This window comes from Lacticaseibacillus camelliae DSM 22697 = JCM 13995 (assembly GCF_001311195.1).
Taxonomy (GTDB): Bacteria; Bacillota; Bacilli; order Lactobacillales; family Lactobacillaceae; genus Lacticaseibacillus; species Lacticaseibacillus camelliae.
The window spans coordinates 50,257-63,595 of sequence record NZ_BBAJ01000003.1; the positions used below are offsets into that span (position 1 = coordinate 50,257).

General features: G+C 56.7%; 11 protein-coding genes and 4 pseudogenes. 1 reads left to right on the forward strand and 14 read right to left on the reverse strand.

Annotated elements, in window-relative coordinates:
• Positions 1-74: 74 nt before the first annotated feature.
• From JCM13995_RS01045 to JCM13995_RS01100, 12 genes and pseudogenes are all read right to left on the reverse strand, one after another.
• Positions 75-902 carry a DUF6681 family protein gene (locus tag JCM13995_RS01045; RefSeq protein WP_054661621.1) on the reverse strand — a complete coding sequence of 276 codons (828 nt, stop codon included), beginning with the start codon at positions 900-902 and terminating at the stop codon, positions 75-77.
• A 12-nt stretch (positions 903-914) separates the two neighbouring features.
• The gene (locus JCM13995_RS13560; protein ID WP_082397655.1) at positions 915-1,349 is read right to left on the reverse strand and encodes a hypothetical protein; all 435 of its coding nucleotides are present in this window, start codon (positions 1,347-1,349) and stop codon (positions 915-917) included.
• 132 nt (positions 1,350-1,481) lie between these two features.
• Positions 1,482-1,913 (reverse strand): Fur family transcriptional regulator, encoded by a 432-nt coding sequence (locus JCM13995_RS01055; protein WP_054661627.1) that lies wholly within the window; start codon positions 1,911-1,913, stop codon positions 1,482-1,484.
• Between the two features lie 72 nt (positions 1,914-1,985).
• Positions 1,986-2,560: pseudogene (locus JCM13995_RS01060) on the reverse strand (guanylate kinase).
• Between the two features lie 97 nt (positions 2,561-2,657).
• Positions 2,658-3,731, reverse strand: coding sequence for a C40 family peptidase (locus tag JCM13995_RS01065; RefSeq protein WP_082397656.1), 1,074 nt, complete (start codon positions 3,729-3,731; stop codon positions 2,658-2,660).
• Complete coding sequence (locus JCM13995_RS01070; RefSeq protein WP_054661633.1) at positions 3,655-3,894, reverse strand: hypothetical protein; 240 nt, start codon at positions 3,892-3,894, stop codon at positions 3,655-3,657. Before JCM13995_RS01070 ends, JCM13995_RS01065 begins: the two co-directional genes overlap by 77 nt.
• Positions 3,895-4,148: 254 nt before the next feature.
• Positions 4,149-4,841, reverse strand: a complete 693-nt coding sequence (locus tag JCM13995_RS01075; protein ID WP_054661635.1) for a C40 family peptidase — start codon at positions 4,839-4,841, stop codon at positions 4,149-4,151.
• Entirely contained in the window at positions 4,822-5,181 is a 360-nt protein-coding gene (locus tag JCM13995_RS01080) for a coiled-coil domain-containing protein (RefSeq protein WP_054661638.1), read from the reverse strand. The genes JCM13995_RS01075 and JCM13995_RS01080 overlap by 20 nt, the downstream gene beginning before the upstream one ends.
• Positions 5,178-5,369 carry a hypothetical protein gene (locus JCM13995_RS01085; protein WP_054661641.1) on the reverse strand — a complete coding sequence of 64 codons (192 nt, stop codon included), beginning with the start codon at positions 5,367-5,369 and terminating at the stop codon, positions 5,178-5,180. Before JCM13995_RS01085 ends, JCM13995_RS01080 begins: the two co-directional genes overlap by 4 nt.
• A 143-nt stretch (positions 5,370-5,512) precedes the next feature.
• Positions 5,513-5,869 carry a hypothetical protein gene (locus tag JCM13995_RS01090; RefSeq protein ID WP_054661644.1) on the reverse strand — a complete coding sequence of 119 codons (357 nt, stop codon included), beginning with the start codon at positions 5,867-5,869 and terminating at the stop codon, positions 5,513-5,515.
• A gap of 111 nt (positions 5,870-5,980) precedes the next feature.
• A pseudogene (tyrS, locus tag JCM13995_RS01095) lies at positions 5,981-7,245 on the reverse strand (tyrosine--tRNA ligase).
• 291 nt (positions 7,246-7,536) lie between these two features.
• Positions 7,537-7,884, reverse strand: a complete 348-nt coding sequence (locus tag JCM13995_RS01100; RefSeq protein ID WP_054661671.1) for an ArsR/SmtB family transcription factor — start codon at positions 7,882-7,884, stop codon at positions 7,537-7,539.
• Positions 7,885-8,071: 187 nt separating this feature from the next.
• Between JCM13995_RS01100 and JCM13995_RS01105 the strand changes: the two genes are divergently transcribed.
• The gene (locus JCM13995_RS01105; protein ID WP_054661647.1) at positions 8,072-9,007 is read left to right on the forward strand and encodes an FAD:protein FMN transferase; all 936 of its coding nucleotides are present in this window, start codon (positions 8,072-8,074) and stop codon (positions 9,005-9,007) included.
• Between the two features lie 151 nt (positions 9,008-9,158).
• On the opposite strand, the pseudogene JCM13995_RS17945 reads toward JCM13995_RS01105, so the two are convergent.
• Both JCM13995_RS17945 and JCM13995_RS13565 read right to left on the reverse strand, forming a co-directional pair.
• Positions 9,159-10,930: pseudogene (locus JCM13995_RS17945) on the reverse strand (glycoside hydrolase family 13 protein).
• A 28-nt stretch (positions 10,931-10,958) separates the two neighbouring features.
• Positions 10,959-13,326 (reverse strand): annotated as a pseudogene (locus JCM13995_RS13565) (glycogen/starch/alpha-glucan phosphorylase); the annotation flags it as partial.
• Between the last annotated feature and the right edge of the window lie 13 nt (positions 13,327-13,339).

The following is a 13,339-nucleotide window of genomic DNA, read 5'->3' on the forward strand; positions in this document are numbered from 1 at the left end:
CGCCGCTCCGTCTGACAGAATTATCATATGTATTAAATAATTCTACCAATATTCAGGCGCGACGCAACTGCTTTCTACCTGGTCGTCACTTCAGGCCGCGGCGTGTATGCAACTTGGACGCTGATCGAATACGGCGCGTGCTCGGTCAACAAGCCGGCGCGGCCCGGCCGCTTCGACTCACCGCCTTGCAGAAAGACATGCGCCGCGGCTAACTGGTAGTCCTTTTCCGCTTGCTTCACCGGCATGAGGCCGACCTGAGTGATTTCACCCAACGCCACGGGCTTCAGCGCGTTGACGCCGCCATAAACCGTTAAATGACCCCGCTCTTGGCTGAGGCGGAAGTACGGCAGGTCAAACGGGCCGCCCATCGCAGCCACGGGCTGGTGCGTCTTCTGCGCCACGCGCTGAACCGCCCGCTCATCCAGCCCCTGATAATTCAGACTCAAGGCGCCGGTTTGGACGAGCTCATCCACCAGTGCTTTTAGGGCCTGCTGCTGGGCATCGGAACTGATCACGGTCGTCGGCAGCAGCTGCTGGTCCGCGAACAGCCCGCTGGCGGCGCCGGACTGACTCTGCCGAGTCAGCGCTGATTCAGCTTCCTTCATCCGTTCGGGATTGCCGCCCAGCAGTTTCTCGACCCTGGGCGAAATATCAAATGGCACTGTTTTGTCAGTGTAGTAGTACACCACATTCAGCACGACAAAATACAAGAGCACCACAAACAGCAACAGAAACAGCACCCCTTTTAAGCGGTAACCGGGGTAGCGCAGGCAGGTAATGGCCAAGTACAGAATGTAAAAGTTGGCTGCGCCCGCCACTACGGTGAAGGCCTTACCCTTCGCCTTATCCTGAATATTAAAATAACCGAGTAACCGGTTGAGCACGTCCAGCGCCGTCAGCATGCGCTCACCTCCTTATTCATTCGTGTCATTGGTCTCAGTCTTGCCATCCGTCGTGGTCGCCGGTTGCGAGCTGGCACTACTGCTGCTACTGCTGCTTGCCGCCGGCTTACTGCTGGTGGTCGAACTGCTAACCGCGCTGGATGACGTCGCCTTGTCCGCGCCTTCCGTCTGCGGCTGGCTAGAAGAAGACGCCGTGCTGCTGGAAGCTTCCGGCTTGCTAGAAGAAGCCGCTGGTTTGCTGCTGGAAGCCGGCGCCGCGCTGCTGCTAGACGAATCGGTGCTGCTGTCCTTGGCCTTCATGCTCGACACCAATGAGCTCTGGGCCGCCGGCGACTTCGGCGTACTACTCGGATTCACGGTGTTATTGATCCAATTGTAACCGCTGATCAAGACGATCAGCGAAACGATTGCTGCCGGTGACAGCAGCGGTGGTGTGCGATAGGCCATTGCTGGTCCTCCTTTTCAAACTTGCTACCTTGATTCTAACGTAAACTTCCGCGCCTGACCCTAAAGAAACCTGAAAAGCGCAGAATCGTCCCATTTTGCGCACTAAAAAAATCCCGCCTGAACGCGGGATTCTCACTTGTTGAGCTTCTTGGCGCAATCCGCACACAACCCGTAAAGTTCAAAATTGTGGCTGGCAATTTTGGCCCCCGGCAACTGGTCCTCAAAGTACGCCAGAGGACACATCTTGACCTCCTGGACCCGGTGACAGTTGGTACAGATGAAGTGGTGGTGGTGCGGGTGCTGGAAGTCACACTGCAGTTTGACAATGGCTTGCTCGTTTTCCACGTCACTTTCCAAAATCCCGAGTCGTTCAAATTCCTTCACGTTGCGATAAATCGTGTCGTGAGAAAGTCCCGGATACTCCCCACGCATGTACTGATCCAGCTGGGTAACCGGCACAAACCTGCCACTTTGGTCAAGGTAAGCGACCAGGGCGCGGCGCTGCTTAGTGACACGCATGCCGCTTTGCTTCATTTTTTCAATTGCAATCGCTGCCTGAGACATGACGACCTCCGCTTTCTAAATCGGATTGATTACGATTAAAGCTAGCTTATCACAACTGCTGCCGACCGGCAATTAACCCGGGGTCACCGCCGTATCGATAAGCTGCGCCATGAACACGTCAATCTGGCGACAGGCCAGCGCCCAGTCATCATTTTTAATCTCCGTCGCCACCGCCGCTAACCCTGCAGGCAGCCGCAGATCACGTTTATACTCGGGCGAGGCCAGCCGCTTTTCAATCATTGCCTGGGGATCGCCGCGATCAAGCAGCGCTGCCTGAGAATGCTGGGGTCCTCAATGGTCAGGTACAGCACCGCGATTTTATCTCCCAGCTGCCGGGCGTAAGTCAGCGCCCCTTTCGTGTCCAGCACGATCGACACAAAGTCCGCCTGCGCCCAGGCCTGGTTGAGGGACTCAAAGGAACTGCCGTACTCGTAGCCCGCGTATGTCACATGCTCGATGTAGTGCTTGGCGGCAAAACTGGCCGGCGTCTCGAAATAGTAATCCACGCCGTCAATCTCGCCCGGCCGCTGCGGCCTGGTGGTGTGCGTCATCACCCGATTCACCCCGTAGTGCCTTTTCAAATAGGAAGAAACGGTTGTCTTGCCGGTCCCCGTCGCGCCGGTGATCACAATCAGCTTGTGCTGCATCGATGACCCTCCTTCATAGTTACGCCTATTTTACCCTAAAAAACCCAATCAAAAAAGCCGGCAACTTGCCGACTTCAGTGAGTGAATGTTTAACGCTTTAGATCCGCCGTGCGTTAGTTGGCGTCCATGAACCAACACTCTGCGTCGTCACGGTTTGGCCAGCGTTTGGCGCGTGAACGAAGGTGCCGCCACCGATGTAGATGGCCACGTGGTATGCTGGCGCGCCCCAGAACAGCAGGTCGCCTGGTTGGAGGTTGGACAGCGAGACAGAAGAACCAAGCTGCTGAAGCTGCGAAGCCTGGTGAGGCAAGCTGCCAAGACCAGAAAGCTTAGCGGCGTAAACGACAAGCCCGGAGCAGTCGAAGGATGAAGGACCAGCAGCGCCCCAGACGTACGGCTTGCCGCGCTGCGCCAGTGCCGCCGCAACAAAGCCGGACATGTTACTGCCGTAATGAGCGGCCGGCGTTGCCGAGGCAATGGTCGCGGTTGCGGCCGGTGCAGTGTGATGGCTAGTTTGAACGACGCTTGCAGTCTGCGTCTTGCTCTGCGTCTTTGTTGTTGCCTGAGCCGGTGCCGCCTTAGCAGCCTTCGCCGCGTTGGCCTGCGCAACCAGTGCCGCAGCAGCGTCAGCCGTCGCCTTGGAAACTGTGTTCTGCAGATCAGTCAGCTTAGCTTTGTTGGCCTCGACCTGAGCGGAGAGGTCATTGGCCTGCTTCGTCGCGCTGGTCTTCATGGTGTCAAGCTTAGCCTTATCGGCAACCAAGGTTGCTTTGCTGGTGACCAACTGCTGCTTCTTGGCTTCCTGATCAGCCTTCAGTGACGCAACCTTGGCTTTTGCCTCCTGAACCGCCGTCAGAGCTTCCTGACTGGCCTGGTTCAGTTTGTTGACGGTGAAGCCGCGAGAGATCAAATCAGACAGATCTTTAGCGTTCAGCATGAAGTCCAAGTAAACGTTACCGGTGACAGAATCACCGACCTGCTTTTGTAGGGAGACCAACTGCTTCTTCAGGACCGCTTTGCGGCTGTTGACTTCGGCAGTGGCCTTGGCAATCTGGCCGTCATAATCCGCGATCTTCGCCTGGGCAGCATCGATGCTATCCTGCGTTTTTTTGAATCGAGACGACTTTGTCGGAAATCTGGTTGTTGATCTTGCTGACGTTGACCTGGGCATCCTGCAACTTAGCCACAAGCGCTGCGGTCGCCGACTGGTTCTTGGAAACGGCACTCTTGGCGTCGCTGACGGAATCAGCAGAAACAATCGTTCCGGTACTTAAGGTGCCGGCACTAAGCAGTGCAGCCACCGCGATAACTGATAAGGTTTTGGAAAATTTCATTAAACATTCACTCCTCAATGAATTAACTGTAGTCTAATGTACCAACCGAACGTTACAGCCGTGTTACAGCAGCGTTAACAATTAAAGTCCGTCATGGCGCGATTTGGCTGCAGTGTGACAAACGACACATTCCCCCAATTTGGAGCCGTGTACACCCACATTTGGCCTGAAAAGGCAACAGGAAATATTCAGATTCTAGCCACCAAAAAAAAGCCCACAATTTATTTGCGGGCTTTTCCGATTCTATCACTGCATTAGATCCGGCGAGCGAAGTTTGGCCGCCAGCCATTAATGCTGGCCGTGTGAACATGATCGCCTGGCTTCGGCGCGTGGACATAGGTGCCACCACCAACATAAATGGCCACGTGATAAGCTGAGCCAACGCCACCCCAGAAAAGCAAGTCGCCTGGCTGCAAGCTGGACAGCGAAACCATCTTACCCATTGAGCTCAGTGCCTGCGATGTGTGATAGGTGCTGAAAGCAGGAATTCCTGCGGCGCGGCCGGCAACATAAACCAGCCCGGAGCAGTCAACCCCTGCAGCAGTCTTGCCGCCGTAAACGTAAGGCACACCTTGCATGGCCAGTGCGTTTGCTACCAGTGACCCACCGTGAAGTGATGGCGCAACTGAGCGTGAACCAGTCGTGGAAGGCGCAGCAACCGCGCGCGTCCGGTGCGCGACCTGCACTGCGACACTTGCTGACCCAGTTGTCTTAGAAACCTGGCTCTTGGTGGCCGCAGAAACGCTCTTGGCCTGCGGTGCGGCTGAGTCAACTAGCGCCTTCGCAGTTGCCGCAGTGGCTTTGTTATTAGAAGTCGCAAGCGCAGTCAATTTAGCCTTATTCGCATCGACCTGCTTCTGCAACGAAGCCGCATCGGCAGTGGCCTGCTTGGCCGCCGCGTCAAATTGGGCCTTAGAAGCGGTCAGTTTAGCCTTGCTGGCAACCAACTGCGCTTTTTTTCGCGGTTAGTTCCTGACTCAAGGTCTTCGCCTTGGCCTCGGCATCCTGGACCGCCTGCAAGGCTTCCTGGGAGGCTTGGTTCAGCTTGTTCACCGTGAACCCGCGCGAAATTAAATCTGAAAAGTCCTTGGCGTTCAGCATAAAGTCAAAGTAAATATTGCCAGTCACTGAATTGCCGACCTGCTTTTGCAGGGAAATCAGTTGCTTTCTCAGCACTGCGCGCCGGCTCTTGACCTCGGCGTCAGCCTTTTTGATCTGGCTTTGGTAAGCCGTGATCTTAGTTTGCGTGGCGTCAATGGCTGTCTGCGTCTCATCGATCTGCGTCACCAGGTTGGACGCGTCATTGGACGCTTCATGACCTTGTTTTGCGCGGCTTGCAGTTTTTGAATCAAGCTTGTGGATGACTGACTCGCATTATCCGTTGAAGAAGCAGCAGACACCACGTTCAGCGACACCCCACTCACACCGATCAGTGCTGCAACCCCCAAAGAAACAACGACTCTCCCAAACTTCATTCTCGACACACTCCTCCGAAATTAACTAGCTTGACCATAGCAGTCACAGATTACAGAGGCGTTACATAGTCGTTAACAAAGTAAGTCAGTTTGAACACGGCCATTAAAAAAAGCTTCGGCAACCACGCCGAAGCCAAAATGAGTTATTGCTCTGCAGGCTGATGGACCGGTACGACCTCGATGTGCAGCTGAAACGCCTCGGTGCGGTCCATCACTGCGATGACAAAGTGGTCATCGGCAAACCAGCTCACTGAAAGCGAGTCTCCAGTCGCCTCTTCCAGCTGATGCAACTTTGGCGACTGGGCCATGGCAAAATTCAGGACTTGCTCCGCCAACTCGTGAATATCCGGAAGCGGACAGGCGGCAAGCTCTGCATTCAGCAGGCGCAAGGCCTCCTTGCACGCCGCTTTAAAATTGAGCGGTTGCAAGCTGTCCTGGCCTGAATAAAAGACTGACAGCGATTGATGTTGGTAAGTGGCGCCGATCACCGAATAAGCCATGCCGTTTCCCCCTTTTTATTCAGTATAGCATCCTGACCGGCGCGCGCTCCCTTTCGGCGACGAAAAAGGCGGCACATTGGCCACCTTTGCTTCTATCGATTGAGTCCCCGGCTACTTCTGAATGCGCACCAGGAAGTACTTCTTTTTCCCGCGGCGCACGATCGTAAATTCACCAGCAAAGTGAGCGCTCGGATCGACCGTGAAGTCCAAGTCGCGCTGCTTGGTCCCGTTAATAGTGATGGCCCCATTTTGGACATCCTCGCGCGCCTGGCGCCGCGACGACTCGATACCAGTCGTATCGACCAGCCAGGTCACAATGTTTTCAGCAGTCCGTGGCGCCGTTTTACTTGGAAATTGCTTGAAGCCCTGCTCAATTTCTTCGGCAGTCAGGTCCTGGACATCGCCAGAGAACAGCGCGGCAGAAATGGCTTCGGCCTGGTCGACGGCTTTTTGCCCGTGAACAAACTTGGTGACCTCTTGGGCTAGCCGGCGCTGCGCTTCCCGCTTCTCCGGGTGCGTCTGGGTCGCTTCGACCAGCTGCTGGATCTCGTCTTTAGATAAGAAGGTAAAGAACTTCAGAAACTTCTCCACGTCCTTGTCGTCCTGGTTGAACCAGAACTGGTAGAACTCGTACGGTGAAGTCTTCTCCGGGTCGAGCCAAACGGCACCGCCGGCGGATTTGCCAAACTTGGTGCCATCAGCTTTGAGCATCAACGGGTTCGTGAGCCCGTACACCTTGGCATCCGGGCCTTCGACCTTATGGATCAGGTCGATGCCAGCGGTAATGTTGCCCCACTGATCGGCGCCGCCCAGCTGTACCTGCACGTCCTCGGTTTGGTACAGCTTCAAAAGTCGATCGACTGCAGGATCTGGTAAGTGAACTCGGTGTAGGAGATCCCATTTTCCAGCCGGCTGGCGACAACTTCCTTGTTCAGCATCTGGTTGACCGGGAACAGCTTCCCGTAGTCACGCAGAAAGTCCAGCAGGCTGAGTTTGCTGAGCCAAGAGTAGTTGTCGACGATGCGAAAATTATCGGTGCCAAACAGGCGCTCCATTTGCGCGGTCAGCTTTTTCTTGTTCTCATCGATGGTGGCCATCGTCTGCAGCACCCGCTCAGAGTTGCGGCCGGACGGGTCGCCAATTGATCCGGTGCCGCCGCCGATGACGATCACCGGTTTGTGTCCCATCAGCTGGAACCGCTTGAGCATCATGAACGGGATCAGGTGACCGACGTGCAGCGAATCGCCGGTCGGGTCCGTCCCCACGTAGATACCAACGTGCTTTTCCGTTGTGAGCTTGCGCAATCCATCCTCATCGGTGATCTGATTCAAAGCTCCGCGCCACGCCAGCTCGTCTAAGATATTCTCTGTCATCATGTTCCTCCTTAAAAACTCTGAACAGGAAATTAAAGTCACGACCGAAAAAAAAGCCCCCGCTTGCATCTGCAAACAGGGACGGAAAAATTCCGCGGTACCACCCACGTTATGGCTAAAGCCATCACTCTTGATGAATAACGCCATCACTCGTGAGCCGCACTGCGAAGCTGTAATTCGTCTAGCAGCGAAGGCCGGCTCTCATCACCCGCCGACTTTCTGAGGCATCCACTGCACAACTACTGAACTTCCGGTCGAAATATTGACTCTAGTGTCCCACCAGCCACCGGACTGTCAATCCTCATCCACCGTTTCCGCCGCCCGGGCCCGCAGCGCCGCCGTGATCCGTTCCAGTCGCTGAATCGTATCGTCAAGCGTTAAGTAGTAATAAACGACATTGCCTTCTTGGCGTGACCCCACCATGCCAATATCGTGAAGTGTCTTCAAGTGGTGTGAGGTGGCTGGTTGCGAAAGCCCGATTTTCTTCGCCAGGTCATTGACCTTGACCCCTTTGCTGTCGCCGCTCTGCCCCAAAATCATGAGCAGCTTCTGCCGGTTTGCGTTAGCCAGCGCATTCAGATGGCCAATATCCGCTTTAAACTCATTCAAAGCAGCCTCGTGGGCTGCTGTGTAATTTGTCAACACCAACACCTCCAAAGTATTATTGCTTTTTATAATACTCCTTTTCTTTCCTGTGTCTTGACATTTTATAAAAAAATCTTTTCTTTACCGATGACTTTAGCAGTCACAGCTTGAAAACGCTTGCTGATGGAAGGATAATAAAACTAGTAGTGTGCCGGCTCGCGGCACTAGGAAAAGAGGTTCTCCCATGACAGCCACATTTCAGTTTGACGGCCTGGGTGCCAAGAACACCCTCATCATTTACAGCGGCGGCGAAGCTGGCACGTTCGATAAAAGCGTGGCCTTGGTGTCCGCGTACGCCAAGCTGTTGTCCTTCTACGACCCAGACTCACTGCTGACGCAAATCAACCAGCAGGCGGGAATTGCGCCGGTGCAGATCCCGGTCCGCCCCGTGTTTAACTTGATTGCTCGCGCCGTGGCCTGGAGCAAGCGCGGCCTTGGGTACAACGCGTTGATCGGCCCCTTGGTCGCACTTTGGCGGATCGGATTTGACGATGCAAGCGTCCCCGCCTCCGACCAAATCAAAGCGCGCCTTGCCTTGACCGACCCAGAACAGGTCATTTTAGACTCCGAGGCGCAAACCGTGTTTCTTAGCCAAGCCGGGATGTCGCTGGACCTTGGCGGCATCGCCAAAGGCTTCATCCTCGACGAACTCGCCCGGCTGTGGGCCCGGCGCGGTGTCACCGGCGGTCGAATCGACCTTGCCGGCAACCAGGTGCTGATCGGCAGCGGCGAGACGGGCGTGCCGCTTTGGCAGATTGGCCTGCCTGACCCGCGCACGCCGAAGAACCCCCCGATTGCCACGCTGACGACCGCCCCGAAGGCCTTAGTCACCACCGGCATCTACTTCCGCCACTTCGACCGGCAGGGCCACATTTACCACCATCTGCTGGATCCGCAAACCGGCAGTCCAGTGGAATCCGACATGGCCAGCATCACGGTCGTGGCAGATTCCGCGGAAAAAGCGGATGTCCTGTCCTCAATTGGCTTTTATGCGGGCCTCCCTGATGGCATTGACCTGATTGAAAACGAAGGCGCCGAGGCCGTGTTCATCACCAAGGACACCCGGATCAGCCAAACCGGCGGGCTGCGCGAGACGCTGATGCCGGAAATGGACCATTAAGATCAAAGCGGCTGCACCATGAAGCAGCTTTAGCGCAAAGCACAAGCGCTCCTGGGCCACGGTTTCTTTTTGGAATCGCGGACCAGGGGCGTTTGTGCACTTGGGCGTGGCGATATAAGCCACCACTAGGATATTTTGACTTGACTTCTTTTTAGTCCAGCAACTGAAGCACCTGACTGTGGGCGGGAATCTTTGTGGTGCGCAGCCGCACCTGCTGGTCGGCGCTCAAGTAGCGCAAGTCGGCCTGAGCGCGGGAAAAGGTCAGCGGCGCTTTCGTGGGGTTGAACAACGCCACGAGCGTCTGGTCGGCACTTTCCCGCACAACGCCAAGACCAGCGCCAAACGTGAAGCCAGTAAACAATGCGGCCGCCTGCAAAGCAGGCTCCTGGCGCCATTTTGCCGCCTGCGCATAGAGGTTCAGCACCGTCTGGTTTTCACGCCGCCAAGGATAGTACTTGCGATTCGCCGGATCGGCGCTGCCGGTCAGCCCGACTTCATCGCCATAATAGCCGACCTGGTTACCTGGCAGCACCGTCCACAGCAGCACGGCCTGCGCCAGCGCGGTGAGATCACCATTCAGGACCGTCAGCACCCGCGGCGTATCGTGCGTGCCCAAACTGGTGAAATTGGAATTGAACACCGCAGCAGGATAATTCTCGCGCAGCGAAAGCAGCTGCTGAAGCACCGCGGCAGCTGACTGTCTGCCCAGCACAAACTCCAAGATCAGCGTACGCTGCGGGTAATTCATCACACTTTGGAGCATATCTCCCATCAGGTACGGGCGTCTGGTCCCGTATGCCACCTTATTGGACGCGTCTCCCAGACTTCGCCGATCACCACCCGGTCCGGGTACCGGTCTAACAGCTGGCGGATCTGGCGCAAAAAGTCCAGATCGAGCTCATCGGCCACGTCCAGCCGCCAGCCGTCGACGCCAAGGCCGGTCCAGTAACCGAGCACCGAATCGGGCCCACCGGCGATGAACTGGTGAAACGATTGGCTCTGCTTATTGATAGCGGGAAGATCCATCACTCCCCACCAACTCGAGTAATCATCCGGAAAATGTTTAAAGGTGAACCAATCCGCGTACGGACTAGCAGCGTCCTGGGCCGCACCAACCGTTGGGTAATGCCCCAGCGCGTTGAAGTAGCGCGAGTCTCGCCCCACGTGGTTGAACACCCCGTCCAAAATCAGGTGCATCCCCCGCGCGTGCACGGCTTGAACCAGGGCCTTAAAGTCGGCCAGCGTGCCGAGTACCGGATCAATTTTGAAGTAATCGCCGGTGTCGTAGCGATGATTGCTGGCGGCCTCAAAAATTGGGCTCAAGTAGAGTGCGGTGAACCCGCGTTGCTGAATCAGGTCGAGCTGTTGGCTGATGCCCTGCAGATTACCGCCGTAAAAATCCCAGCGCACCACCTCGCCGGCGCCATCCTTGACGTAATAAGGATCGTCTGTCAACTGGCCGTATAAAAAAGTGTTGGATTTTGGCGCATTGACGTGGCCATCGGCGTTGCCGTTATTGAAGCGGTCAACAAAAATATGGTAGATTCGCGCGTTTTCGTACCACGCCGGCACTGTCTCCTGCCGGGCCACGACCGTGAGCTGATACCAGGCGGCCGCGGCTTGCTCCTGGTAGGCAACTGAAACGCCGCCAAGGCCGGTGCGAGTTGGCGCCAAAATCTGCGTGCCACGGGGGCCGACCACGACAAACCGGTAAAACCACAGGCCAGACGACAGTGGTGGCGTTGCCCCTTCAAACGCGTCTGCGGTGTGCGCCAAGTTCGTTGACAAAGCCGCCTGCCCGTCTTGACGCAGCATTAGCATCACGCTGTCAGCATCAGTGCCACGCACGGTGAAATGCAGGGCAGTGCCTGCAGTCACTGCGCCGCCCGGCTGGCGGTCCAAAAACGAATCGTATTCCATCAGCCCTCCTATTCGTCAGCCGGCTGGGTCGCAGCACCTGCCAAATTTCACGGCCGTAGTGGGCCACCGTGAAGTCGGCCGCAAACTGCCCGCTTGCGGCAATGCCCCTCAAAGCCAACTTGCCCCACGTCAGCGGTGTCAGATACAGATCATCCAGCCGGCGCGAAGCAGCCAGATAGCTTTCAAAGTCGGCCAGCACGAAGTAATTGTCGTTGTACTCAAGCAGCTCATCCTGAATCTCGCGGCCCTCACTGGCAATACCGGGAATCGACCATCCGTCAGCATGTCGACAATTTGGTGAAGCAGCGGGTCCTTTTCGTAGAGCGCCCGGGCGTGATAGCTGTGGTCACGCTGGACGCGCTCGACCTGCTGAGCAGTCAGCCCAAACACCGCCATCGTGTCTTGGCCAGCGGCGTCTCGGATCTCGATGTTGGCACCGTCCAGCGTGGCCAGCGTAATGGCCCCCGTTGCCATCAGCTTCATGTTTGAGGTGCCGGACGCCTCGGTCCCCGCCAGCGAGATCTGCTCTGAAACATCGGCCGCGGGAATGATCTGTTCAGCCAAGCTGACCCCATAGTTTGGCATAAAGGCCACCTTGAGTTTGGCGTTGACCGCAGGGTCGTGGTTCACCAGATCAGCCACCGCGTTGATTAGCTTGATCACGGCCTTGGCGTACTGGTAGCTAGGGGCCGCTTTGGCCCCGAAAACATGCACCCGTGGCGGCCGGTCCGCTCCACCTTTGATTGCCAGATAAGCCTCCAGAATGCCGAAAACATGCAGCAGCTGGCGTTTGTAGGCGTGGAGGCGCTTGATCTACACGTCGAACATGGCGGAAGGCGCGACGGTCAACCCCAACTGCCGCTGAATGAGGTCTGCCAGGCGCAGCTTATTCTGGTGCTTGGCCGCCAGCAGGGCCCGCAAAAACGACTCGTCGTTTTCAAACTGACGCAGCTGCGTCAGCTGCAACGGGTCACGCCGCCACGCTGACCCAATTTTTTGGTCGATCAAATTGGCCAAGGCGGGGTCGGCGAGCTGAACCCACCGCCGCTGTGTGATGCCGTTCGTCTCATTTCTAAACCGCTCCGGAAAAATCTGGTACAAGTCCTTCAGCACGCTCTGCTTCAGCAGCTCCGAATGAAGTTTCGCGACCCCGTTGACAGAATGGCTGCCGATCACCGCCAGAAACGCCATGCGCAACTGCCCGTTCGCCAGCGGCGCCGCATTGTTGATCAACAGCTCACCGTAGCGCCGAGTGTACGCCAACCGAAATCGTCGATCGACCTCTTGCGCAATTTGAAACAGCCGCGGCAGCAGGGCTTCAAACATCGACTGGGGCCAGCTTTCCAGCGCCTCGGTCATCAGGGTGTGATTGGTGTAACTCATGGTGGCCACGGTTACCCCCCAGGCCTGGTCCCAGCTCATTTCCTCTTCATCCAGCAGAATGCGCATGAGCTCGAGCACCGCCATCGCCGGGTGCGTGTCGTTGATGTGAATCGCGACAAAATGCGGTAACACCGCCAAATCGCTGTGGAACCGCTTGAAGTGGGTCACGATGCTTTGAATGCCGGCGGACACGAAAAAGTACTCCTGACGCAGGCGCAACTCCCGCCCCGCCGAATCCGAATCATCGGGGTAAAGAATCTGCGTGATCTGATTGACCCGCGCTTTTTCCGCAAGGTTGTGGACGCGGCCAGGCACCGTTTCGGCGCGCCAAAGCCGCAACGTGTTGACCACGCCGGTGTGGTAACCAACCATTGGCGTGTCGTAAGGAACCGCGAGGACGTCGTCGGTGTCGTGGTAAATGGCCTGCAGACTGCCGTTAGGCCGCGGCCGCAGTTCAACTTGCCCGCCGTACTTCACGATCACCGCCCGATTTTCCTTGCGCGTTTCCCACATGTCCGGATCGCGCAGCCAGTCGTCCGGCAGCTCGACTTGGTAGCCGTCGACGAACCGCTGCTGAAACAGCCCGTACTGGTAGCGAATGCCATTGCCGTTGCCGGCCATCCCAATACTGGCCATACTGTCCAAAAACGCGGCCGCCAGCCGGCCCAGCCCACCGTTACCCAGCCCGGGGTCGGCCTCCTGCGCATAGATTTTGGCCGGGTCGAGTCCCAACTGGTGCAGCCCGGACTCCACCGTGGCTTGATTCCCAAATTCAGCAGATTCGACGCCAGCAGCCGCCCGGGCAGAAACTCAATGGAAAAATAGTACACCTGTTTTTGCTGCGTCCGGTCGTAATGGTCCTTAGTGGTGGCCCAGTCTTTGGCGTAATAGCGCTTGACCGTCACGGCCAGGGCCTGGTACTGCTGCTGCGGCGACAGCTTCTGCAAGTCGTCAGCAAACAGCGCCAACGCATTGTCCTCAAATTCGTGCACAAATTGCGCGGTCGTCAGTGCCATGCGTTTTCCCTCC